At 43.0% G+C, this 26862-nt stretch carries 15 protein-coding genes and 3 pseudogenes; 10 read left to right on the top strand and 8 right to left on the bottom strand.

Features of this window, described 5'->3' with window-relative positions:
• Positions 1 to 84 precede the first annotated feature (84 nt).
• A complete protein-coding gene (locus AC6I8Y_RS09725) occupies positions 85 to 3357 on the top strand; it encodes an FG-GAP-like repeat-containing protein (protein ID WP_498020060.1) in 3273 nt (1090 codons plus the stop codon).
• 238 nt (positions 3358 to 3595) lie between these two features.
• Here AC6I8Y_RS09725 and AC6I8Y_RS09730 read toward each other — a convergent pair whose 3' ends face one another.
• The gene (locus AC6I8Y_RS09730; protein WP_498020061.1) at positions 3596 to 4369 is read right to left on the bottom strand and encodes an FCD domain-containing protein; all 774 of its coding nucleotides are present in this window, start codon (positions 4367 to 4369) and stop codon (positions 3596 to 3598) included.
• A 311-nt stretch (positions 4370 to 4680) separates the two neighbouring features.
• Here AC6I8Y_RS09730 and aldA point away from each other — a divergent pair, with 311 nt between their 5' ends.
• Positions 4681 to 6129: an aldehyde dehydrogenase gene (gene aldA / locus AC6I8Y_RS09735; protein ID WP_498020062.1), complete on the top strand. Its 1449-nt coding sequence runs from the start codon at positions 4681 to 4683 to the stop codon at positions 6127 to 6129.
• Positions 6130 to 6192: 63 nt separating this feature from the next.
• Here the strand turns inward: aldA and AC6I8Y_RS09740 are convergent, their stop codons facing one another.
• The gene (locus AC6I8Y_RS09740; protein ID WP_498020063.1) at positions 6193 to 7284 is read right to left on the bottom strand and encodes an ABC transporter ATP-binding protein; all 1092 of its coding nucleotides are present in this window, start codon (positions 7282 to 7284) and stop codon (positions 6193 to 6195) included.
• Positions 7285 to 7584: 300 nt separating this feature from the next.
• Between AC6I8Y_RS09740 and AC6I8Y_RS09745 the strand changes: the two genes are divergently transcribed.
• The 7 genes from AC6I8Y_RS09745 to AC6I8Y_RS09775 all read left to right on the top strand — a co-directional run bounded on the left by AC6I8Y_RS09745 (position 7585) and on the right by AC6I8Y_RS09775 (position 15221).
• A complete protein-coding gene (locus AC6I8Y_RS09745; protein ID WP_498020064.1) occupies positions 7585 to 8847 on the top strand; it encodes an ABC transporter substrate-binding protein in 1263 nt (420 codons plus the stop codon).
• Positions 8848 to 8896: 49 nt separating this feature from the next.
• On the top strand, positions 8897 to 9763 hold the full coding sequence (locus AC6I8Y_RS09750) for a carbohydrate ABC transporter permease (RefSeq protein ID WP_252015068.1): 867 nt from the start codon (positions 8897 to 8899) through the stop codon (positions 9761 to 9763).
• A gap of 167 nt (positions 9764 to 9930) precedes the next feature.
• Complete coding sequence (locus AC6I8Y_RS09755; RefSeq protein WP_498020065.1) at positions 9931 to 10662, top strand: carbohydrate ABC transporter permease; 732 nt, start codon at positions 9931 to 9933, stop codon at positions 10660 to 10662.
• A gap of 167 nt (positions 10663 to 10829) precedes the next feature.
• Positions 10830 to 12419 (top strand): sugar porter family MFS transporter, encoded by a 1590-nt coding sequence (locus AC6I8Y_RS09760; RefSeq protein ID WP_498020066.1) that lies wholly within the window; start codon positions 10830 to 10832, stop codon positions 12417 to 12419.
• Positions 12420 to 12611: 192 nt separating this feature from the next.
• Positions 12612 to 12875, top strand: a complete 264-nt coding sequence (locus AC6I8Y_RS09765; RefSeq protein ID WP_498020067.1) for a hypothetical protein — start codon at positions 12612 to 12614, stop codon at positions 12873 to 12875.
• A 5-nt stretch (positions 12876 to 12880) separates the two neighbouring features.
• Positions 12881 to 13885 (top strand): LamG domain-containing protein, encoded by a 1005-nt coding sequence (locus tag AC6I8Y_RS09770; RefSeq protein WP_498020068.1) that lies wholly within the window; start codon positions 12881 to 12883, stop codon positions 13883 to 13885.
• Between the two features lie 91 nt (positions 13886 to 13976).
• Entirely contained in the window at positions 13977 to 15221 is a 1245-nt protein-coding gene (locus AC6I8Y_RS09775) for a LamG domain-containing protein (RefSeq protein ID WP_498020069.1), read from the top strand.
• A gap of 130 nt (positions 15222 to 15351) precedes the next feature.
• Here the strand turns inward: AC6I8Y_RS09775 and AC6I8Y_RS09780 are convergent.
• The 6 genes and pseudogenes from AC6I8Y_RS09780 to AC6I8Y_RS09805 all read right to left on the bottom strand — a co-directional run.
• Positions 15352 to 15510, bottom strand: a pseudogene (locus tag AC6I8Y_RS09780) (transposase); the annotation flags it as partial.
• An 86-nt stretch (positions 15511 to 15596) separates the two neighbouring features.
• Positions 15597 to 16482 (bottom strand): annotated as a pseudogene (locus tag AC6I8Y_RS09785) (IS30 family transposase).
• Positions 16483 to 16590: 108 nt separating this feature from the next.
• Positions 16591 to 16878 (bottom strand): annotated as a pseudogene (tnpA, locus tag AC6I8Y_RS09790) (IS200/IS605 family transposase); the annotation flags it as partial.
• A gap of 208 nt (positions 16879 to 17086) precedes the next feature.
• A complete protein-coding gene (locus tag AC6I8Y_RS09795) occupies positions 17087 to 20191 on the bottom strand; it encodes an FG-GAP-like repeat-containing protein (protein ID WP_498020070.1) in 3105 nt (1034 codons plus the stop codon).
• A 347-nt stretch (positions 20192 to 20538) separates the two neighbouring features.
• Complete coding sequence (locus tag AC6I8Y_RS09800; protein WP_498020071.1) at positions 20539 to 21027, bottom strand: hypothetical protein; 489 nt, start codon at positions 21025 to 21027, stop codon at positions 20539 to 20541.
• A 63-nt stretch (positions 21028 to 21090) separates the two neighbouring features.
• Positions 21091 to 23352: a beta-galactosidase gene (locus AC6I8Y_RS09805; RefSeq protein WP_498020072.1), complete on the bottom strand. Its 2262-nt coding sequence runs from the start codon at positions 23350 to 23352 to the stop codon at positions 21091 to 21093.
• Positions 23353 to 23710: 358 nt separating this feature from the next.
• Between AC6I8Y_RS09805 and AC6I8Y_RS09810 the strand changes: the two genes are divergently transcribed.
• Positions 23711 to 26677: a beta-galactosidase gene (locus AC6I8Y_RS09810; RefSeq protein WP_498020073.1), complete on the top strand. Its 2967-nt coding sequence runs from the start codon at positions 23711 to 23713 to the stop codon at positions 26675 to 26677.
• Positions 26678 to 26862 lie beyond the last annotated feature (185 nt).

Below are 26862 nucleotides of genomic sequence, written 5' to 3' on the forward strand. Positions count from 1 at the left end.
CCAAAAGGCAAGGATCACAAATCGTTTTAAAACTAAGCGCTAATCTATCTGCTGAAAATTGTATGACACCAAAAAGGAAACAGTATGTCATTTAGTAAAATAGGCTACAGCGTCTTAGCTTTGGCTATTGCCACCGCAGTCGGATGCAACAGTAGCTCAGATAGCGGTGAAATCCCTCCAGGAGGCCAAAACCCAACCACGCCATTACCTGCTACTGTTGAAGTGGGCAAAAATATTGATGTTGATGTTGATATTACTTCGCCAGATTCACTTCAAGCTATTGAGCTAGAAGTTACTATTGACTCTGCTTACGCATCTATTTCTGTATTGCAGGGAAAACAAGTACTTTTAGATCAGGTCGATATTCCAAGTTCCGGCGATCATTCTTTGCGATTGATTACTCAGCTAAATGATACTGCTGCACAATCTGATAGTGATGTACCTTTTACCATCGCTGTCAGAACTGGTTCTGTAAGGGTCAAGTCGATGACCGCTGCACCACTGGTTGATGTCGCTTTGCCTCAATTTACGGATGCCTCTCAAGACGTTGGATTGGAGACGGAGGTCACGTTTAAATACGGGGGTCCTTCCATTGGTGATATAGAGGGCAATGGCTTCTACGATGCTATTCTAAACAACCACAACTTCATCGCTCCGCAAGTAGTAACTAACACCTCAGGTGCAACTGTTACTGTTGAACCTATTTTCCCTTATGCTCAAGATTATCACGGTACCGCGCTCGGTGATTTCACCAACGATGGTAACCTAGATCTTATGCTTGCTATGGGTGGGGCTAACGGTACAAGTCCATCTTCCTACATCCTCTTCAAAAACGACGGTAAAGGTGGATATGTTCAAGTTGACAACAACGGTGGTATCAATACCCCCGCTCGCGGACGTGCTCCACGTTGGGTTGACCTAAACAATAACGGTCTATTAGATCTGGTACTCATTAACGCGACGACACCTAATTACGATGGTCCTATCCAGTTGTTTTATCGCAATAACGGCGACGGTACCTTCGAGCAAGTGCGTATCCCTGGCATTGAGTCGACGCCATCTGAACGCGTGTTGATTGTTGATTTTGACAACGATGGCCAACAAGATCTGCTGTTGTTTTCCCCTCTTTCTCTATGGAAAAACAATGGTAACTTCTCTTTTACCAACGTGACGAGTGAACGTTTGCCTGCCAGCGCTCAAAACCTATACCAGGTTCAAGCAGCTGCAGAGGTGGACTTAAACAATGATGGGCTATTCGATATCTACCTATCACGTGGTCTCCCTGAATATCAGATGTCTCGTAAGTCTTACGATTACAACCCGGTCACAGAAAAATTTGATGTCCGTGATGATGGTGAGAAAGGTGAGACACTCGTCGATATTATGACAGAAGAAGGGGCAACGTTAACACTCAATGAACTAAACCTTACCTATCGTCAGTATGATGATGGTTATCCAATTTACCTTGGTGATGCAAAAGAGAAAAAATGGGTTTATGCCACAGGCTTCCAAGACAGCCAACTTCACCCAGATATGAAAGATGCACCACACGAGCTTGATATTAAGCCAGAAGATGCCACTGGTTTCCCAGAAAACCGAGATCAAAATGGTATTTATATTGGCTACACTGGCAACGGAAAATGGAAAGTTGAGTGGGTAAGAACTCAAGATGTTTATTGGAACGTTTCGTTCTCTCTAGAAAACGTTTTAGGGGTTGAAACGGATTGGCCACCAACGAACCGCAACGTTAGTGATATGCTTCTTATCAACGAGGGCGATAAGTTTGTTGATGCAACACAAGAGTGGAATGTACCTGCAGGTGGTAACCACTGGGGTGTTACGTTTGGAGACTTTAACAACAGCGGTTGGAACGATCTATTTATCCATCGTTATGGCTTCTTAACAGAACGTGTTTCTGACCTTTTGTTGGTTAACAACGGCAAAGGGCAATTTGAAACCACTACGATTCATGGTGCACACGATGTAACGGATCCTGGACACGGGGATATGGGACAAGCATTCGACTTTGACCGCAACGGTCAAGTTGACTTGCTCAATGGTAGTAATGAAGAAGGTAAGTGGTACTTGTATAAAAACACAACCACGAGTTCGAACAACTACCTCAATGTCGATGTTGGCTACAGCCCATTTGCAAACATTGATCCACTGGGCGCTCGCATTGTTTTAGAAACAGCGTCCGGTACCAAACCTTCGCACCGAGTTGGTTCTCGTGGTGAAGCGTTCTCCCAAGGCGTCATGAACCTAACCCATTTCGGTTTGGGCAACAGTGAGCAAGTAAACAAAGCAACCATCATCTGGCGAAATGGTGAAACGGTCTCGTTTGATAAACCAGCGCTTAATGGCACCTTGGACTCTGAAGACGGTATGGCGCCAACACCAACTGGCATTACATTGGATCGTGAAGATAAAAAGCTTCGTGTTGATGAGACCTATGAGTTGACACCTACCTTCACTCCATTAAACGCTACACCGGATGTTGTATACACTAGTAGCAATGAAGCGGTTGCCAGTGTCAATGCCTCTGGTGTTATCACTGCTGAAGCAAACGGTGATGCCGTCATTACCGTGACTTCTTCAATAGCAAGTAGCGTAAGCCAAACAATCGATATTTCAGTAGGAGACTTTGACCCAATCTATGTCACTGATATCACGATCGAACATGATGGTACTCCCCTATACGTTGGTCAGGAGGTAACACTAGACACCACATTGGAATCAAGCGACCCAACTGAAAAACCCGACGATGTATCCATCACGTGGACGACTTCTGACTCAGCCGTCGCAACCGTAACTGAGATGGGTGTCGTATCAGGTACTGGCGTTGGTGAAGTCACGATTACCGCGACTGCAAATGGAAGTGAAACACCAGATGCTGTTCAAGACTCAATTACTTTTGACTCCGAGGATTTTGTAGGAAATAGCATTAAGTTTGACAACGATTGGAAATACAAAACTCGTGCAAACCCAATCGACACCCCAATGGAGGTTACATTCGACTATCACGCTGGTTCTAATAGCGTTATACCCGAAGGCGTGAAAATTTACTTACGTCGTCTCCAAAGCCCAAGCTGGGGCCTTGTCTATGATTTTGCTGGTCAGGGAACAGGTAATCAGTACGATATCGTACCTGGAACAGTAGGTAGTCAAAGTGGAACGGCAACTTACTCTCTTGATCTTCCGTCTTACCAAGATAATGGATTGGTACCAACGAAACACTTAGAAAATGGTGATTTCTACTACTTGTACGTAGAGTTCTTAAATGATCGAGGTGAGAAGAGTGATTGGGGGACTCAACCAGTCTGTATTACAGAAGCTGGCGATAATAATCCATGCTAAATAGTAATTAAATCGTAGTACCAAGCAACCGGAAACCTACCCATAGGTTTCCGGTTTTTTTTGAAGAACTTGGTTTGGCGCGACATTGGTTTGGCTAGACAATAGCGTTCAAAATGAAAGCGTTCAAAACGAAAAAAATCGGAACCTGAAACAGGTATCCGATTTTTTCTAGAGAGTCAGGAAATGTCTCATTCATACTTATTTTTAATGACAATAAGCTATTTGGACTAGCCTTATATCAACTGTTCTCGATATCTAAATCAAGAGCGAAGAAAAAGTCATCGAGTTCCTCATCAACCCCTTCTGACGATGCTATCTTTAACAACTCGACCTTACTGTTCTCAATGTGCTGCCAAACGGCCTGCTTCGCTTCTTCCGCAGAGCGTTTTTGTAAAGCCATCAAAATACGTTTGTGGTCGTTAATCCACTGAGTTTGTAGTCGCTCTTCATGAAGATACTTGTGGTTTAACTCACGCCAAAGAGGGTTTTTAATACGTACCGTGTTCCACATCTCTGCCGCTTGACGAATCAATACACGATTTTGGGTCGACTCAGAGATCAAGTGGTGAAACTGTTCATCAAGTTGTTCGAACTTTTCACTATCACCGTTAATTTCATTCTCTTGCTGTATAAGCACCTTTTTAAGGTCTCTAAGTTCATTGAACTTGATCTGCGTCGCGGCGAACCCTGCGATGTTACTTTCAATAATCTGTCTAGCCTGAAGAAGCTCAAAAGGACCAATATCACTTTTAGGGATAAATGCTCTACTAGATGCTTTATCAGGAGAATCAATGAAATAGATACCTGCGCCTTGTCGTACAATCACTAGACCTTTGAGCTCAAGCATGATGATAGCTTCACGGATCGTCGCGCGACTCGTCTCAAAGCGGTCACTCAGTTCGCGTTCAGAGGGTAACCGTTCACCAGCTTTAAATACTCCAGAGTGGAGCAGCTCTTCGATTTGAAGCCCAATGTCATAGTATCGTCGTTTAGTGTTATTTGATTCAATCATTCAGTCTTCCAGAGGTAGTCGGCATAATTCGGTCAACCGATTTTACTTTAATGTAACCAATTTTACCACCAAATACAGCATAGCTATGCTATCAGCATCACGATTTTTGCAATACAATAAGGTTACAGTGTTGAATATTCAGAGTTTGTGACAAAAGCCTGACAATTAATCATGCTGTATCATTAGATAATTAAAAAATACAAATACGCAGATCAAATCACATATACGTTCACCAATGCAACATTTTGGTTTGCCAATGATGCTAATTGGGTTATATTAACGCCATATTATATGTACTCGCTGAGGAAACTATGTCTACTTTACACAGCAATCTTTACATCGATGGTCAATGGCTAAAAGCCTCTAGCTCAGAGACTATTGAAGTTATTAACCCAAGTAATGAAACCATCGTGGGTTATGCACCAAAAGCGACGAGAGAAGATGCTCAAAAAGCACTTGTGTCGAGTGATAAAGCGTCAAAGGCATGGGCAAAGCTCCCTGCCCAGACTCGTGCTAACTATGTCTCTAAACTCGCCGACAAACTCGAAGCGAACACAGAATCATTCGCAAAGCTGTTAACCACCGAACAAGGGAAAACACTTTCGGACGCTCGTGGTGAGGTCGCAGGTTCAGTTGGTTTTCTTCGTTACGCAGCTGAATCAGCTCGTCGTATCGAGGGAGAGATAGTGACAAGCGAAAACCCAAATGAGCAAATCTGGATTCAACGTGTGCCTTTTGGCGTTACTGTTGGTCTACTTGCATGGAACTATCCGTTAGCACTTGCAGCGAGAAAACTCGGCAATGCATTAGTTGCGGGCAATACCATGGTGATTATGCCTCCTGCAGATACGCCACTAGCGGTTTTAGAGTTTTCAAAGCTAATCGCTGAGTGTGATTTTCCTAAAGGTGTCGTTAACATTATTTCAGGTGAAGGTGGCGTTGTCGGTGACGAATTAGTTCGAAACCCATTAACTAAGTTAGTAACACTAACAGGAAGCTCTGAGGTTGGCTCAATACTTTATCGTTCAGCCTCTGAGAATATCACCGCGCTGAATTTAGAACTTGGTGGTAAGGCGCCATTTATTGTGCTTGACGATGTCGATGTTGATCATGTCGTCGACCTAGCCGTGAAGTCTGGTTTTGGAAATTGCGGTCAAATTTGTACATCTAACGAGCGTATGTACATTCATGAAGCAATTTACGCTGAGTTTATGACAAAATTCATTGCGAAAACAAAGCAACTAAAAGTTGGTAACCCGCTTCTAGATGACACCGATATTGGCCCTAAAGTTAACGCAAGAGAGATTCAAAACCTTACACGTATGGTTGAGCGTGCAAAAGAACAAGGCGCGGTGATTGAACTTGGCGGTGGAAGACCTGATGGGGAAGAGTTTGACCAAGGTTTTTGGTTTGCACCTACGGTCATCACGAATGTTACCAATGACATGGACATCATGAGAGAAGAAACATTTGGACCGATTGTCGCAGCGATGCCAGTTAAGAGCTTTGAACAAGCACTTGAGTACGCCAATGATATCGACCTTGGCCTTTCTGGTTACGTTTATACCAACGATATGCGTAAGATCATGCAGGCGGTCAACGAGCTTGAAGTCGGTGAAATATATGTCAACCGTCCGAATGGTGAGTTATTCAACGGCTTCCACACTGGTTTTAAACGTTCGGGAATCGGTGGAGAAGATGGCAAACACGGCCTAGAAGGTTACCTTCAGAAAAAGACCGTGTACGTTAATTACCAATAAATATTGGGTCGGCCATCAAGCCAAGCATTAATTAAATAGCATCGCTACTGCGATGCTATTTTTTTAGTGACTAATTCTGGTGCCATTTTCACCGAAAAGGTGACAGTCATTCAAGTTCGCGGTCACAGCGATTTTTTCAAACGGCCCAACCTCTTTGTCGCCAGGACAATGAACAACGACTCTATCTTGTCCCGACACTTGGCCAAACATATATGTACTATTACCAAGTCGCTCAACAACTTCGCTTTGAAAGCTAAAAGTAATATCTCCGACTCCCTTTTCCATATACAAATGCTCAGGCCGCACTCCTAGTTTAAGGGTTTGCCCCACCCTAACCGAACTATCATTTTGGCATTGTAGTTGAATCTCTTGGTTATCGGCGAATCTTATTCTCAAGGTATCTTCTTTGCACTCGACGACGTCGACATCAAAAAAATTCATTTTTGGGGAACCAATAAACCCAGCCACAAACATATTCGCGGGTTTGTTATAGAGATCCAGTGGCGTTCCAACTTGTTCAATGCTTCCATCTTTAAGTACTACGATTTTATCTGCCAGTGTCATTGCTTCCACTTGGTCATGCGTAACATAGATCATCGTGGTATCAATTTCTTGGTGCAGCTTTGCGATTTGCAGTCGCATTTCAACGCGAAGTTCAGCATCAAGGTTAGAAAGTGGTTCATCAAATAAGAATGCATTTGGGTTACGAACAATCGCGCGACCAATCGCCACCCGCTGTCGCTGACCACCAGACAGCTCTTTTGGCTTTCTTTTTAATAAGTGCTCGAGTTGTAAGCTCTTCGCCGCTAGGCTCACGAGCCGGCTGACTTCCGACTTACCAACTCCACTCATCTTGAGGCTAAACCCCATGTTTTGTTCAACCGTCATATGCGGATAGAGTGCATAAGACTGAAAGACCATGGATATTCCCCGCTCCGCTGGCTCAACATCATTGACTTGCTGTTGGTCAATGTAAATGTCACCCTCAGAAATATCCTCAAGTCCCGCAATTAGCCGAAGTAGCGTCGACTTTCCGCACCCAGAAGGGCCAACAAAAACAACAAACTCACCGTGTGCAATGTCTAAATCTACCCCATGGATTGTCTGAACCTTACCAAACCTTTTTTTCACACCTTTTAATTTAATCGCCGACATACCATTCCATCCCCACTGAACATTTGTCAACCAAAGTAACTCAATTCCACACCATTGGTTAATCAAAAGTTCAGAGGTTTACACGGGTATGTGACCATTGTCTAAAAAATAGCATTAACACCATTAACAATTATGTATCATTGTTTGTATTTGAGGCCAATCACATACATTCAGCAAACCAGTTGCTACATTTTTAATCATCTTGGTTGTCCAATTCTGTTTCAAGTCTTCTAAGTGGTGCTTCTTTACGTCGGAATTGATCAACATGTGTAAAAATAAAAATACAAAGAGATCCGAGTTATGAAAAAAACAACACTATCACTCTGTACCGGGCTAGCAATGTCTCTCACTTTCGGTAGTGCGCTCGCAGACAATATTATCGAGCTCGAAGTCGCAAGCTGGAAAGGTTCCGGAACTGAAATAGCTAACTTCCCCACCATCATCGAGCGATTTGAAAAAGAGAACCCAAACATTAAAGTTAAACTGAACTTTATGGCAAGGAATGACATGGTGACGAGTATTCCAGCTCGATTTCAAGCAGGCTCTCCACCCGATGTTGTTATGGTTGACCGCGAGTTTATGACCCATTGGGGCGAAAATGGTCAGTTAATGAAACTGAACGAACAGCCATTTATCAATCAATTCCAGCCTGCTTTGCAACCCTATTTAGGCCTAGGTGATGATGTGTATTACTCGATGCTTCAAGTCTCGGGGATGGGCATGTATGCGAATGACGCCCTACTTGCTAAGGCTGGTATCACTGACTTTCCAAATACGCTAGAAGAGTTCACTGAAACATGCCGTACGCTAAATGAACAGGGCATTATTCCAACGGTATTACCAGGAAATAACGGTGACTGGGGCCCATATCTTTTCTTTATCAGTTTGGCTCTTACCGATGGTGACAAGCCTAGCCAAGATAGGATTTCGAAGTTTAACTCCGGCGAATTGAAATTTAGCGATGATAAATATGTTAAGAACGCATTTGAATCATTCCGCAAGATGATCGATGCAAACTGCTTCAACCCTAAAATTAGTGCCGGTACCGACCCTTGGTCTGTCGCATTAACAACATTCCAGTCGGGACGAATAGCAATGCTTCCACAGGGTCTGTGGAATATCACCCCCTTCATGAACGACGAACTACCAGAAAAATTCACTCTGCATCCTTTTCCGTCTGCGAACGGCAATCATGGTGTCGTTGTTGATTATATTGGCCCAGGGTGGGCGATTCCTAACGATGCCACTCACAAAGAAGCGGCAATGAAATGGATCGATTTCTGGACAGTAAATGAAAACTTGAAGCTATTTCTTGAAGCAGACACTGCGATTTCGCCACTTGTCAACGGTGATTCTGGATTGCCGCTCAACATTGCATCTAGCTATATTGAGGCAAGAGAAAGTGGCCACTTTGTCACCTACCCAGACGGTTCTTTTCCTGTCAGTCTAACGCCAGACATGCGAAATGATATTACCGCATTCATGTTAAATTCGGATCAAGACTACGCTCCTATACTGGCAAGCTGGGATGCGATTATGGAAAAAGAAAGAGCTAAAAAGTAACAAGACCACGGTCCACTTGTCTCAAGTGGACCTTCATTGGAGTACTATAATGAGACTAGATAGACGCTTGTATTTTATTTTACCTGCACTAATCATATACATTCTTTTTTCAATCTATCCACTATTTAAAGGCATCTCCTTGTCTTTGACTGAGTATGCAGGAGTTGGCGAGAGTTCATGGGTTGGTTTTGATAACTATCATGAGATTTTTTCTGATCATCGTTATTTAAAGGTACTTAAAAATACCTTGATGTACGGTTTATTCGTAGTCATCTTTCAAAATGGTATTGGCTTAATATTTGCTGCGCTGCTCAATAGCTTGCCACAAATACGAAACATGTTGCGAACTGCTCTTCTCGTTCCTTCAATGCTATCTCTGGTCATAGCGGGATATGTGTGGCAATATCTCTATGCTCCAATGGGCGGCGGACTTAACGAACTATTGTCTTTGTTAGGGCTATCAAACTTACAACAGGTATGGTTAGGGGATTCAAACATTGCCCTTTTTTCAGTTGCAGCTGTGCATGTTTGGATGTTTGTTGGGTACTCTACTGCAATATTTCTAGCGGGCTATGCCGGCATTTCTTCAGAGATCAAAGATGCGGCACGTGTTGATGGCGTGTCACCAATTAAGTCTTTCTTCTACATCGATATTCCATTACTCGCACCAGCCATTACCGTGAATATGACTCTCGCAACCATAGGGACTCTTAAGTCATTTGAATTCCCTTACATCATGACCTTAGGCGGTCCAGACTATGCGACGATGACGCTAGGTTTGAAAATATTTACGCTTATTTTTCAAGACTTTAAATACGGCATGGCAGCGGCTCTTTCCGTTGTGATGATCATCTTGGTAGCGCTCATCACAATCATTCAAAACAGTTACTTAAGGTCTAGGGAGGACCGGATATAATGGAAAAGTTGATCGTAAATGACGCCAATAGTCCACAAATGAATCGTTCTCAAAAACATAGACAATTGAGACGATTCCCGATGCGAAAGCTCAATAAAACACTTCTCAGTAGTTTTATGGTTGCCGTCGTAGTCCTAATACTATCACCTGTATTTTATATGATAGCGATGTCCTTTCGTTCTCGAAAAGAAATCATGCTCGACCCACTTGGGCTCCCAACCACCCTGCACCTGTCCAATTACGCAGGTGTTATCGAAGACATGAATTATTATGGTACTGTTCTGAACACGATAGGGATAACTATCGCCTCTATCTTATGTGTGTCATTAATTTCATCCCTAGCTGCCTATCCACTTGCTAGGATACGAAATCGAATGACCAGCATAGTCTATATCTTTTTTGTTATCGGTATGATAATTCCACCCTTTGCGGCACTCACACCTCTTTATCTATTTATGCGAGACTTGGGGTTGCTTGATTCTTATATCGGTCTTATTTTGGTCTACACTGTGGGCAACCTTCCACTTGGCGTATTTTTTTACACGAGCTTTATGAAAGCGATACCCAAAGAACTCGAAGAAGCGGCTAGGCTCGATGGTGCATCGTTTCTAAAAACCTATTGGTATATCATTTTTCCTATGCTTAAACCCATCACGGGTACACTTGCTATTTTCGTTACATTATCCGTCTGGAATGACGTTGTGAATCCACTTCTATTCATCACAACAGAAAGCAAACTGACTATTATGCCCGCAGTACTCAGGTTTCTGGGCACTTACTCCGTCGATCCGACTCAACTATTCCCTGCTGCAGTTCTAGCGTCACTTCCTCTACTCTGCGTCTTTTTTGCACTTTCCAAGCAAATCGTTTCTGGCATGACCGCCGGAGCAGTAAAATAACCCCCTCGCAAAAATCGCCCTAGTGGCTATTTTTGCGAGCCACCTCAAACTGGTTAACTAAAAAACCTAAAAATACATAATTGATCAGCCAATTGTGATCAGTTATGCATACTTTGGCTCACCTATAGGCAAGTATTGGATAATCTTTATGAAGTAGGTACTATCCAATGAACCATCACACTAAAAATGCCATTCGATACGCGCTAATCGTCGCGCTCGGTGGATTTGTCTTCGGCCTCGATGCCGCGATCATATCCGGAACTATTCGTTTTATCAGTCTAGAGTTCGGTCTATCCGACTTACAGATAGGCACTATTGTTGGAGCTCCGAGCCTTGGAGCAATAATAGCTTTGTTCTTCGCTGGAAAAATTGCCGATGCTTGGGGGCGCAAAAAAGCACTCATTCTTATTGCGGGGCTCTATATTTTTTCCGCTATCGCCTCTGCGTTAGCTACCAGTTACGAGATGTTAGTAGGTGCTCGCTTTATTGGCGGTCTTGCCTTTAGCTCCTTGTCTCTGGCATCGATGTACATTGGCGAAGTAGCACCTTCGAAACTGCGGGGTAAGTTGGTTTCCTGTAATCAGTTTAACATCGTTATTGGCTTATCAATGGCCTACTTTATCAACTACTATCTCGTCATCAACATCTCCGATAGCATCTACCTACTCTCATCAGAGGGAGTATGGAGAACCATGCTAGCCTCCGAGCTTGTTCCTGCCATTCTTTGGTTTGCGCTGTTATTTTCCGTTCCAGAATCACCTCGCTGGTTGATCACAAGAGGCAAAGTTCAGGAAGCAAAAGACGTACTTAGCAAATTGTATGCCCCTGATGAACTCCTCGACACGGTAAAAGAAGTTAATGCAACGATGCAAGAGGACAAACAGCCAGCCTTTAGTCATCAATTAAAAAGTCTTATTACATCAAAACACAGTACCGCGTTGATTATTGGAGTAACGATCGCGATAGTGCAGGGAATTACCGGGATGAATGCCATTCTATTTTACGCACCTACTGTTTTTGAGCAGGTTGGGTTCGGTGGTAACGCAGCCTTTCAACAAGCTATCTACATTGGCTTGACGAGTGTAGTCTTTACCGTTTTAGCCATTATGTTTATCGACAAATTGGGTCGTCGTCCATTACTACTAATTGGTTTATCATTTGCTGTTCTTAGCCATGTCGCCTGTTGGTATGGCTTCCAAAGCGCTAAATATGAACTGAGTAGCGCCAATGTTGAGCAACTCGCGGAAACCATAAATGTCGCGCCTCTCCAAGGACTCGAGGGTAAAGTATTTAAAAGTGATGTAGCGTTTAAAGAGGCACTGTCAACCGTCTATTCAACAAGCGAATTGATTCAATATGAAGCGACCATTATCGAGAAAACGATTGTAGTTAATCCATACTTAGTGCTGTTTGGTATTCTCGGCTTTATCGCAGCGTTTCATATTTCCATTGGACCGATCATGTGGGTTCTGTTTTCAGAAATATTTCCTAACTCAGTCCGTAGTGCTGCTATCCCTATATGTGCCATCGTTACTAGTATTGCGAGTTACCTAATTCAACAATTCTTCCCATGGCAATTGGCCAACTTTGGCGCAGCAAACACGTTCTTAATGTATGCAGTGTTCAGTGGCCTCGGATTAGTGCTGATTGGCAAACTACTACCTGAAACTAAAGACAAATCGATTGAACAGATAGAGGTGTTGTTGTCAGCCAATCGAAAACCCCAAAAGAGATTAGAACAAAGCAATAGCTATTAGGAACTTAAGGCCAACAACACGCTGTTGGCCTTACTTCTTTCTGTACAAATTGTCGCATAAATCACATTAATGATACGAATAATATCAATCATTGGGCTGCCAGTTAAATACAATTGGTTGATCACAAAACCTATTGGTTGAAATGTGTATGCTTCTTTTTGTTTAGCAGCGTATTTTGAAGGGATTAAAGGAATGAAACATACATTTACTCTGGCGACGATAGCGACAGCTCTTGTTTTGGCCGGTTGCGGCGGTGGTTCCGGTGGTTCAGGTGACGGCCCCACAGACCCAGGCGGACAAAATGGCGTAGCACCTCCTCAGGCTGGTCCTGAAAGTTCAACCACATTGACTGATATTTCCACTCTTGGTTACGGTTCTGTTTCCGAAGACCCTGAAGACGTCCATCGACTACGCGTGCCCGCATTTGCAGGTGTTGGAAAAAATGGCAAGAACTGACTGATATGTCTGATGACTTTCAATACGAGTTTGAAGCGACATCTGAAAGACAGGATTTTGGTGACGGGCGTTGGTACAACTTCTATCATTCGTCCAGCTGGGACGGTCCAGGCGCGACTTATTGGCAACATGACCATGTCACGGTTAAGAACGGTAAAGCAGAGTTTCACGTTTCTCGGAGTGATCGAACAGACAAGCAAGATAAACCGGGCGTGAATGCTGCATGTATTTCTTCCAATAATCAAGTGGAATACCCTGTTTTTGTTGAAGCTAGCGTTAGCATGTCAGATATATCTTTAGCTGCTGCTGTCTGGCTACTCAGCCCTGATGATACACAAGAAATTGATATTCTTGAGTCATACGCAGGTAGTGGGAATGGTAATACGTATTTTTCAAAATTTATTCACCTAAGCCATCACTCGTTTATTCGACAGCCATTTACTGACTATCAACCTCGCGATAGAAACAGTTGGTGGCAAGGGTCAAGCGACGACCATCACATGGGTGGCCGTAGCAGCTGGGGGGAATATACTTGGAATGATGGTGATCGACAGTATATTCAAATTGGTGTCCACTGGGTAAACCCTTATCATTTTGAATACTATATTAATGGCGAGTTAGTGCGAGTGCTATACAACAACGCATTTGCAACAAAAATGTACTCTGGCACCTCACCAACTTGGACTTACAGCTATCCAAAAGTTGATAGTAATAACGACTTAGTGAATGACAACACAGGTTACCAGGCGGTAGAAATCTACGAGAAAAACAGTGATGATTTCGACTTCGCCTACCTGAAAAAGGCGAGCGAACTGTCTCCGGCTTCAGTGATTGATCCATACAACTATCAGCAAGGAAAAGGCTTCTACAAGCCAATGGATATTATCATTAACAATGAACTCCAAAGTTGGTGGACTCATGATCCAACCGACGCTGATCTAGCTGATGAATCAGGAAAGAACGTTATGCTGGTTGACTGGGTTCGTGTATTCAAACCAGTAAATCAATAGCAATTTATCACGACTAAACGCCGAAGCTTTGTTCAAGAATAACAAGCTTTAGCGTTTTTATTTATGACCTATTTATAGAGATTTTATTTCAATGAATAAGAACACTTTAATAGTTACGTCGATCGCGTTGGCTCTAATTGGGTGTGCGTCGACAACACCCAAACCTCAATTAACAGGCTATGAGCGCGTTGTTGCTCCAAAACCTGGTCCAGACAGCAAAACGGATCTAACAGCAGTCTCTAAAGGCGGCTACAAGTCCATTGGACTTGACCCTACAAAAGGTGACTACTTAGCGCTTGATGTACCAGCATCAGCCGGTGATAGCCAAAAATGGCAAGCGCAAACAGATGTTTCAGATGACTTTAAGTACACGTTCGATCGTACGTCTGAACGCTCTGACTTCGGAGACGGAAAATGGTATAACTTTTATCATAATAGCTGGGATGGTCCTGGAGCAACGTATTGGAAGCACGACCATGTCGGTGTACAAAACAATAACCTTGAATTTTACCTATCACGTAATCCAAGCACAGATAAACAGGGAAAGCCAGGCGTAAATGCAGGCTGTATTACATCGAATACCCAAGTTGAATACCCTGTTTTTGTTGAAGCGAGCGTAAGTCTTGCTGATATTTCTTTAGCAACCGCTGTCTGGTTGCTGAGCCCTGATGATACGCAAGAAATTGATATCCTTGAAGCTTATCCTGGCAAAGACAATAATAACGGTCACTTTTCCCAATATATTCACCTTAGCCATCATTCATTTATTCGAGACCCATTTACTGATTACCAGCCTAAAGACACAAACAGCTGGTGGCTTGGTGACCGTGAAGGACATGCTAGTTGGGGTGACTACACATGGAACAATGGTGAGCGACAATATATTCAGATTGGCGTGAATTGGGTCAACCCTTTTCACTTTGAATACTATATCAATGGCGAGTTAGTTCGCGTTGTATACAATAATGCGTTTGCGACCAAAATGTTCAATCGCGGTGAGTGGACTTGGACTTATAGCTATCCAAAAGTAAATGGAAATAAGAAGCTATCGGACGACGGCAGTGGTTACCAAGCGGTAGATATCTACAAAAAAGAGCAAGGTGACTTTGATTTCGCTCTCTTAAAGCAAGCAAGCGAACGTTCACCCGCGTCAGTGATCGACCCATACAACTATCAGGATGGTAACGGGTTCGACAAACCGATGGACATTATTATTAACAATGAACTACAAAGCTGGTGGACATCCGATCCAACCGATAAAGAGTTAGCCGATACGTCTGGTCGAACAACTATGCTGGTCGATTGGATTCGCGTATTTAAACCTGTTGCAAACTAGTTTTCCTTTCAACCCTCTTGGGTATTCTTGAGATGCCCATCGAAAAGAAGCACCCAGCTATCAAGTAAGTGTAAATAATCCACCTGCAGAGCAGGTGGCTTTGAATGGCCCCCTAGAAGGGGGCTAACTTTTAGTTACTCAACCCTAGATGCATCTGACGCTCTTCCTCTTCCTTTCCCACACGATCTTGATGCCTGACATATCTTCGGATTATTTCCTCGTTCATTCCTACCGAATCAACAAAATAGCCACGCTGCCAAAACTTATTGCCCCATAACTTCTGCTTTCTCCCGAATTCAAGTCCGAAGTGCGACACTTCCCCATTTAAGCAGCCATGCACATTTCTTTGAATATCACGGCGGGCTGTTTAAAACCTTAACACTTCTTTGGCCTGTAATTTATTCTCACCATAGCGAGGGATATCACGTCCTCACTAACTTCACGTAAATCAGAACCTTTCGGCACATATTGACGAAGTGGACCGTTAGCATTCTCATTTGCTCCGCGCTCCCATGAACTGTACGGATGGGCAAAGTAAACATCTGCCTCTAACGCCTGCGCAATTTCTTCATGATTAGCGAACTCCTTACCATTGTCAGCAGTGATTGTATGTACATGTGCTTTATATGGCATGAGCAATTCTATTGTGGCTGCTGTGACATCTTTCGCTGATTTTGAGTTCACTTTCTTTATCAAGAAGAAGCGACTTTTACGCTCAAGTAGGGTAACGATAGCGCCTGTTCCATGCTTGCCTAACACCGTATCGATTTCCCAATCACCGAAGCGTTTACGACTATCTACAATGGCTGGCCTGTCATCGATTGTGACTGCATTCTTAATGGCTTCAGCCTTGATTCTCTTGCCTTTGCGGTATCGCTTATGACCCTGTCTCAAATGCCGATAAAGCTTCCCTCCCATTGCTTTGTCATTCGCAATAAATTTGTAAATCCATTGCATACCCGAAGCCGTCAATACTTCTGAAACCTGCTCAGGACTCCAATCATGTTCTATCAACAAACGGATAAACTCCGCTCGTTCTGAGGGTATTTTATACTTTGGAGTCTGACTTCTTCTCTCAATGCAAGCTTGATGAGCGGTTTGAGGGCAGTAGTTTGTTTCTCCACTATTACGGCTAAGTTCTCTATAAACTGAGCTTCTATGGCAGTCATTGGCAAGGGCAATGTTTTTTATTGATACACCCTTGTTCTAAAAGGGCTGAAATCTGGTATCTTTTCCCTTCAGTCAATTGTTGATACTTCATGTTGGAACTGCTCGTTTCTTTGGTCAGAAGAGCATACGAATCTCAACAATTGGCTGTCTTCCTCAATCCTACCAATGAAGTGTCGCACTTATTATCTGAATTCGGGCTTAAATACGGAAATTTGTTGAACAGCCTTATCGCTGTCCGTCCTTTAACAAATCCCATATACTTTGAAATGCTCAAACTTAGGGGCATTCTCACGACTAAGTGGACGTGATCTACTTGTACATTCAACTCTACAACCTTGCAGTTCTTCATGTTGCTGTAGATGTAGATACTTCGGTACAGCTCTTTGCCCAAGTTACCCTTAAGTATTTTGAGTCGGTACTTCGGTGTCCAAACTATGTGGTACTGGCACCTGTAATATACGTGCGAAGCGGATTCATATCTGCTCATGTTCTTTTTCTCCTTGATTTGCTGGTTACAAACTTGGATATCTTGAACATGAGCGTCCTTCGGGCAAAGCCCTAATGGACGATCAACACCTTCCTAGAAGGTGGTTTAGGGTTAGAAAACACATAAAGGCCCAAACTGGATATTCAGTTTGGGCCTTTCGTTTAACGCAGTTTTCTATATAAAGCTGACTAGATCGTGCTTACTACTTTTACTGTGAAACAAAGTTCAATGGATAGATCTCATGGTCATGCATCGTACCGTCACTTGCCGTAAATGTTGCTCGTAATGAGTAGAAGTGCCCCTCTGGTAATTCTTCTGTAGGAATGACTCCCTCTAAAGGAACAGAAAAACTAAAGCCTCCCGCTTCTGTGTTCACTGCTTCCTCTTCGACTAAGACGATATCACGCTGTGGGAGCCACTTACGTTGAAAGTGGCGAAGCCAGATCCTTAGTCCACCCTCATCAGCGGAGATCACTTTATTGTTGGTCCCTGCATGATACTCAATGTGGACCGTCATATTGTCACCAATGACTATCGGCTTGTTCGCAAAGGTATCACTGTCGAGGATGCGAACAAACCCTGCAACATTCGGCTCGATTGTGAATTTTGTGCTACTTTCTACAACCTCATTAGCTTCAGATTTTGCCGTAATGACCACAGTACCCTCTTTGATGGCATTAACAACGCCGTCTGATGTAACCGTGGCTACCCGACTGTCACTACTCGACCAAGTCAATGTCGCATCATCCGGCCTCGCAGGGTCCATTACGATATCAAGTTTCTCGCTATCACCAACGATTAACGACGGCTTCGGCATTGATATTTCTAATGATTTTAGAGGATTAGGATACCAGTCGGCCAGTTCAAATGAACGCTCAGCACTTAAGTCCGTCACTTTACTGGTAGCCGTAATCACTGCTGATTGTCCAACCTCTCCGACAGCAGAGACCAATCCAGCCTGATCGACGGTCAATACCTTATTATTGCTACTTGACCAAACCACTGCTTGGTTTGAATTAGGTGGCGAAAACTTCAAGGAGAGAGCAGCATCGGTACCTTTCCTAATTGCTTCATAGTCAGACTCAATCGATATAAGGGTCGGGTCTAATTGTTCAGTATATAACTGTTGATTTACTGCTTTAGTATTAAACTCTACAGACTCGCCATTGCGCCATGTAACTACGACTGATTCAATTTCTGTCGCATCACCCACACCAAAGTGAACAATATTCAATAAGCTTTGAGAAAAAATTTCACCCGCCGAGCCCACTCGTTTATGCCATGCTTTATCCGACGTTTTCACCGTGACTCTAGCTGAAATAGGATCAATATTATCTTTTGGCGAATAACCCACTCTAACGGATACATAATTACCAATACCCTTCGTTTGATTGCTGTACAAGTACCACTCACCAAACTCACTACCACTAAGTATATCGGTACGACCATTCATATCGAAATCAAATGCTTGCCCCATGTCTCCATAGCCGGGACCACCGACATCCGACGCACCATGCATGGTTAATGTTTCGAAATGACCATTATTATTAAGCAGCATCAAATCAGAAATACGATGATTCACATTCCCCCACCGGTAGACCAAAAGATCTTGTCTACCATTGTTGTTGAAATCGCCCGTAGTAACACCCTGTGCATTACCCCCACGTGGAATTCGCCATTCTTCCGAAACATCGACAAACTTATCACCATCATTTCGGAGCAAGAAGTCTCTCAGATTTCTGTTCTCTGGCATAAAATCTAACTCATATGAAGTAACACCTGTGAGATTGAATTTATACGCCCAGAATATGTCTCCCTTGCGCACCAGTGCGGCCTTCCATTGACCGTTACCCACATGCCCGAAGTAAACACCACTCTTACTAATATCATCAGGCCAACCCTGCGCGTCCTCGGCAGAAAACTCAAATTCGCCACCAGAAGGCACTGCTGTGGCATTTTTGTCTTTGCCTAGAAATATTGGATAATCTTTGTTTCTGAATCCATTTTGGCCAAGGAAGTAATAGTTATCGAGTTTTAAAGGACCATCAGCGGTAAATTGCCACTGTTCTTTACCAAAGTAAGGCCGAGGTTTAATTGAGAATTGCTTAGTTTCTGGATCGAAGTCTACGGAAGGAGCTTCCCCTCGCCCATGCTCGAACTCCTTGCCACGAGCAAAGTACAAATCGGTTTTTCCATTATTATTTATATCCAGATCTACAACGGCGGAAATCTGCTTTGCATCACGCAGTTCTTTTGGAAACTTTGAAGTAATATTTGTAAATGTAAAATCACCATTTCCCTGCCATACCGACATTGTATCGCGATGACCATAAAGAATGATGTCATCAATACCATCATTATTTAAGTCAGTAATTAGAGCTCTTTCCGGTGCTTCATTTTCGATACCCTCTACTGAGCGTAGTTTAAACTTACCATCACCCAAATTTTCATAGAAATGATGTTGCGGTGTTTCTTTATATAGGCCGCGCTCGTTTATCATTACGAAGTCTAGCTTGCCGTTACCGTTAAAGTCCGCCCATTTAGAACCTCGACCGCGAGCACCTCGCTCAATACCGACATCACCTGTATAAAGTACAAACTCACCATTATTATTACGGTAAAAGTTATTTCTCGATGGATTTCGCCCGTTACCACCGCCTTGCGCTAATATCATATCTAATTGACCGTCATTGTCGTAATCCGCAAACGACGTGCCATGTAGATCATGCATATGCCAACGTGATAGATCTTTATGATGCTTTGTGACAGTGCCATCACCGTTGTTCCAATAGAGTTTACTACTCTCCTCATTGTGGTTATTAACTACAAAGTCGTAATAACCATTATTATTAATATCAGCAACCGTGGGTCCGCCATATTTAAGAGAATTGACTTTATCAAGCCCAGCTTTTACTGAAATATCTTCATAATACGGGACAATCAAGTCAGCCACCGTTTCTAATTCTAAACGATTAATGATTAATGATGATGTTGATGACTTCACCTTTAATGTGACGGGACCAAGTTCGGAAAACCTAACCAACGCTGATATTGTTTGTTTTCCTTTTGATGGCACATTCAGATTGTCAACAATTAGCTCTTCACCAGAAAAGATACTAATTGTTGAATACTCACCGATGTTATCAAGATCCAGAACTATGCGTTTAATAGTATGATCCACATTCTCTTTAAAAAATGCAGGCGTTACCGGGTCGATAAGCACAGTATCATCACTTGCAAGGGACGTGGTGGGTAATACACACGCCAAACTGAGCGCCAGTAAAGTTCGGGACCTTATTCTATTTTCCTTCATTACTCTTCCTATATGCAAATACTAATAAAAAATACAAATGACTTTTCTTATGTAAATAATAAAAGTCAATATAAAAATATATATTCAACAATAGTGAAAGTTGCGAAAAAGAAGTCGCGACGTATAAAAGGCAATCCATTAAATGATAGGTATCCATCACACAAAATCATTCGACTTCACATCACCTAGATTGTGAATCTAAAATCAATTTTCCTTTCTGGATCAAAAAACGGAACTCAATCATAACACTGCAGTTCTTTATAATCTCCTCACTTAAATATATATCGATAAATAGTGTTGCTACGCTACTTGCTTCGATAAACACCTTCCATCATGTACGCGATGGACTAAATATATCTGTCACTTAATACTTGATCCAATGCAGAGCGTTGCTCAGCTGTGCCGTTAATCGTGGCCAAACCTTCCGATTTCACCCACTTCCAAGAAAACCTTCCCTGCGCTAAGCCCAATAATATGTCCATTTCAGTTATTAACGTTGGCAACTCGCGCCCGGGAACATAGTCAAGTAACCTTGCTTTCTGCGTGACTTCAATCGTCGACATATGGCCATCGATGGGTTGGCGAAAGTCGAACGTCGTGGATTGCACAGAGCTCGTATTCAATGAATTCAAAAATAAGTACATGGCCATACTATCGTTGCTTGGCTGTTCTATCTTGCCTTGGGTACGCCCTGCCTTAATATAGTAACCCACGGTATACGACAATTCTTGTGTTAGGTTGTCTGTATCGAGATCATGGAATGCACAAGCTAATAACGATGGCGACAGCATCATATTAACCAATGAAAATACAAGAGCTTTCCGAATCAATGACATGGTGTTCCCCAAATAAAGGGCCGATAAATCTATCAGCCCTATCGTTATGACCAAGTGTGTGGTTTATTTTTGATAACGGCGCTTATACATTTGACTATGTAGTCTCCGTGCAGCTTCAACCATTGGCTCATATGGCACATCAGCGGTAGACACAAACCCTACGTTGTAGTTTTCTCCATCGAACGAGCGACCAGCGATTGGCGAATCAATATATTGAAACCAATGTGCCCCAACAAAATATGGGTTATCAATAACGGTGTGCATGTAGCTCTCATACATCTCACTGCGCTCTTGCTGGTTCGCCGCACATACCAAGCCTGGATGGTAGAAACCAACATCCTTAGAACCAACATGGTATTCGCCAATGATACTTGGCATATCAATTTCAGGTAGGAATGACCATGGTTCTGGGTGTAAGCCTTCCTTGTAATAGTTGTAGCTGATGACGTCACAATGCTTGGCCGCTGCGCGAATAACGTCTGGCGTCATTCCCCAATCAGCAAATCGCACACCTAGATATAAATGATTTGGCAATTGTGCTTTTAGCTCTTCGTTAACCACACGGAAGTACTCAGAGGCGAACACTTCAAGCAACATTCCATAGTCTTCTAGTTGCGCTTCATTGTGCTCAAGTGATTTAACACCTGAAGCCAATACGTCCCAAGAACCAATCTCAGTTCCCCAACGTGCATTCAACGCATCAATGGTGGCATACTTTTCTTTCAAGGTATCAACGAATACAGCTTTGGTTGGGCAATCGGTCACATCACGGCCTAAGGTGTGAATGGCGATCCCATGGTGCCCCTCAATCGTACCCATTCGTCCCCAGCTCTTTTCATTATCAATGAAAATACCTACACACCATGGTGTATCTTTTATCTCTTGTCGAACTTGCGTTACTGTGGCCCTAGCTCGTTCTCGAAATACTGGGTCAAACGGATCAGGCAGTGCTGACCAGAAATCGTCACCACTACTTACAGTCTTAAAGTCACCAATAATCCATCCATTAGCAAAGAAAGGGATTTTTTCATTGCTATAAAACTCTGGGTTTGTCCAATTACCTAACGAAGTAAAGCCCCAGTTCAACATTCTGTCGACGGTAACTTCACGCCATTTTTGCAAATAATTTTCGCCGTATTTACGCTGCAAGTTTGCCGCATAGAAACTGAACGTTTCACCACGGTCTACCGGGCCTTCAAACAGTTCCCGCATGTATGCGTAGTGTTCACCTAATGGTTCATCATAACTTGGCAACCATTGGAAAATATCACGGCGAGCTTGGTTAGCAACATAAGCGCTCTCTTTGGCCGCAAATGGAACCGTTACTTTTTCTTTTGAATCTTCAGGCGTGACATCATCGGATTCTCGAGACTCAACTTTACTATGGTCGTAATCAACGCCAGTGATTGTGTAGGCATTAGCAAGGCGAATAATATCTATGCCTGTTGCAAAGTAAGGATACCCTTCTGGGTCAACTAAGGACCATTTCCCATCGATCTTTTCCGTTCTAAAGAATCCCGTGGCTTCTAATCGCTGACCCTCTGTGAATCCACCAAATTTACCTCGATCTGGCATCGCTCCTTCTTTCAGCTGTTGTAACTCCTTGTCAGTACGAGCGAGTAAATCATCATCGGATGTCACTTTTTCTGAGTATGATGCGTCTCGATTTTGACCATACTGGTCAATAACACCGTCTAGAAAGGCTGGATTTGGTTCTGGGTTTAACATTAAACGGAAATGATCGAAAACAATGTCATGGTCAATCAACGTACCATGGATGCTCAACTCAATTTTGGCGATGCTAGTCAAGTCAACATTCATCAACCCCCACATCCACGTTGCATAAGTAAATGGCGTATCGAACGATGCGGGATTTGATCGCAAACCTGAATCAAAGTTAGTCTTTCCTTTAAGAAACTCCCCCTTTAATTCAACTAGATAAGTATCCGTTGAGTGACCAGGAATATTTACACAGCGGCTATGCATTTGTCCTTTGTGATCAAATAGATTAATAAAAAGCTGTGTCGAACGATGGCCTATATTAGTTGCATCAAATGCAAAGCTAAATGCGGGTAACTGGCTCCAGTCCCAGACTTCGCCTTCGTTTGGTTCTAACAAAATCGCAGTATGGAAGTTATCTTTGCTGTGAGTATGAACCTTTAGTGCATGTTCACCGACCGTAATTCCTTTTCCACTAGATACGAGGGTGGCCTCTATGTTTTCAAAAGAAAACTGGTTTGGAATGCTCTCTTCTGAAAAGTCAAATAATGGTATTGACCTATCGTGTTCAGAAAACGTAATCGCGTCCTTAGCTAACACTAACATATGAATAGTTACCTCAAAGCTGGCAGCAAAATTGATTCAATGCTGCATTTAATAAATTTATCAACCAATCTAACTCAACATAACAAACCAATCCTTGATCAGTATCGCAAAAGCTATTTTCTTTCTGAATAAGGGTTAAAAACCTCCCCATCACTGTTGTTTATGTAAGAAACGTTCTAGAAACGACTTCTAATTTTGGTTAATACTTGGTCAACTTCAAACATTCACTCAAAAAAAATCGGGTTTTAGTCGCGCTAATCACACTTTTCACCTCAATATAGGTTTACCTATATATTTTTTGGTTGAACTTTACTTCAATATCAACAAACCAATACTAATTGAGAACAAGGAGCCTCTCTTGAATCTTCAAAGATCTGCCCTATCACTTTTGATAGCGAGTACTTTATTTGGTGGCCTGGCTTACACACAGCACACTCAAGCTCAGGGAAATAAAGTCAGCGAAACGACTCTAAATACAGCAGAAAAACTTGATCTAACATCCAATGAAATCATGGAGAAAATGCAACCAAGCGATGTGACTTTTCATAAAAAAGATCACACTTTGGTTGTCGATTTTGACGCGGTGAGTGAGAGTGAAGCCAACTCTAAGTGGCCAGGGCTCAAAATATTCGCACCGGATGACAAATGGGATTGGAACACTCAGGGTGGTTTTTCTATGGAAGTAGAAAACCCGACCGATGCGCCTTTACACTTTGAAATTAAACTTGCAGACACCATTGGTATTATGGGTGCTGCAGAACATCAACTCGATTTACCTATTGACCTTGAACCCAATGAGAAGCGAACCATTGAATTTTATTTCAATGGTTCTGATATGGAAATGCCGGGTTACCGAGGTGGTAAAGAGCTCAATCTGCGTCAGTTATATGAAATGACGCTCTACACCATTGGCCCAGTTGAAAAACAAACACTACTCATCCACAGCTTTGACTTCCTCGAAGGAACTGGTGATTTAGTGCAATCAGAGGTTCGCGAAACTAAAATGATTGACGCGCCAATAGAAGTCATTGCGCCCGTTCTATCATTCGAAAACTCAAACCTTGATATGATTGAGCGACATACCGGTTCTGAAGTTCATATTGTTGAGCGTAACGGTAATAAAGCACTCGAAGTGAAATATGGTACCGATGAGAGTTACCCGACGGTTAAGTTTTCTGGCGATAAACCGTGGGATTGGAGTCAGTATAACGATATTACGTTGGGCTTTGATCTAAAATACACAGGTGAGGCACCGATACAGCTGTATATCCGAGTTGACGATGATGTTGATGTTAATCTTGGGGGCAAGGCAAATGGTTCTAAACACAGTCGTACGGGCTATGTACAACTCTCACCCAATGATGAAGGAACCTACTATTTCACACTAAAAAATCTAGACCAGACTTTCGATGCAGGCATGCGCGGTCTTCCACCGAGAAAAGCTTATCAGGCTCAGCAAATGGGCTTTGGTTGGGGTGAGGATGAGCTGGATACGAGTAACATTGTAAGTATTCAGCTATACCAAATGAATCCTCAAAATGAGGCAACGCTTGAAATAGCGTCTGTATCCCTACTTCCCAATCTAGCAGCAGATTCTACACGCTTTGAAAATCTAATTGACCAATATGGTCAGTACAAAGAAGAGAATTGGAAAGAGAAAGTCACCGATGACAAGCAGCTTGCACAAAGAGCTAAAGAGGACATCGAACTCCTAAAGAACGTAAGTTTGATGCCAGATAGATCGACGTTTGGTGGCTGGAAAAAAGGTCCGCAACTCGAGGCGACAGGCTTCTTCCGAACGGAGAAGGTGAAAGGGAAATGGGCCCTTGTTGACCCTGAGGGTTACCTTTATTTCGCGACCGGTCTTGATAACATAAGATTGGACGACACGTTCACCACTACAGGTATTGGTTTCACCAAAATAGAGAAGCCCGATACAGCAAACTACCGTCCAAGTGAGATTTCGGGTGTTCCATATCTCGAGCAGAAAGGAGAAAAAGCGGAACTATCCAGTTTGAGACGCAACATGTTTAGCTGGTTACCAGACTATAACGACTCTCTCGCGCAATCATATCAATACAGTAAAATGATCCACGACGGCCCTCTAGATCATGGCGAAGTCTTCTCTTTTTACGCCGCAAACTTACAACGTAAATTTGAAACCAATAATCTAGATGACACACTGTCAACATGGCGTGAAGTCGTTCTATCACGAATGATGGATTGGGGCTTTACATCACTGGGGAACTGGTCGGAAACAGGATACTATAGCAATACAAAAGTCCCTTACACTGCACATGGATGGATCGTTGGAGACCACCAAAAAATTGCAACGGGGAATGACTACTGGGGTGCAATGCACGACCCATTTGATCCGGCGTTTAGAACATCCGTCACAACAATGGCTAAAGGTGTTGCCGAAGATGTAAATGAGTCACCTTGGTGTATCGGAGTCTTTGTCGACAACGAGCTATCCTGGGGTAACATGCAGCTTGACGCGAATCACTATTCGTTGGCAATTGGGGCTTTACGTCTGGATGCAAAAGACAGTTTTGCGAAACAAGCGTACGTTGCCGCACTCAAAGAAAAATACACTAACATCAGCGCACTTAACACTGCGTGGAATGAGAACTTGTCCTCATGGGACGACCTATCTAAGAGTTTCCAATTCTCCGGAACCTATACAAATGCGATCAAATCTGACTTCTCGATGTTTTTAACACTACACGCTAACGAATTCTTCAAAATAGTCAGTGAAGAAGTGAAGAAAGAATTGCCTAACCATCTTTATTTAGGTTCGCGTTTCGCAGACTGGGGAGTAACACCTGAAGCTGCAAAAGCGGCAGCACCTTATGTAGATGTCATGTCTTACAACCTATACGCCTATGACCTTCAATCTAAAGGGGATTGGAGCCGATTAGAAGAACTCGATAAGCCTAGCTTTATCGGAGAGTTTGCCTTTGGCGCGATGGATAGTGGTATGTTCCATCCAGGCCCAATCAGTGGCGAATCACAAAAATGGCGTGGTGATATGTTTAAGCATTACATGCAAAGTATCGTCGACAACCCATATTTTGTCGGAGCACATTGGTTCCAATACTTAGATTCGCCTGTAACGGGACGAGCTTGGGATGGCGAAAACTACAATAATGGTTTTGTGACGGTAACTGATACACCGTATAAAGAACTCGTCAACGCTGCAAAGCAATTCCATTCCCTCTCTCTACGACCGCCGCTACGGCGACCTGAAGTAAACTTGAGGGCCCCCTCTCCGGGGGCCCCTCGAAGCTCATTTAGCCTCACAGAGAAGAGAGGGGTTGTCTAAAAACTGAAAAAGGTCACTCAAGCAAGAGGTACCAGTATTGACACCTGACACCTTTCTAAATTCAGAGCTTGCTGCGTCAATCTATGACCTCATCGAGTCCAAAAGTGCACTGAAAGCCTATATCAGTGAACCCACGCGAAACTCAGGGTTCCTTATTCTGTGGCTGATACTAAAAGAAGGCTTAA

It is taken from the genome of Vibrio sp. KUL78 (assembly GCF_059725505.1).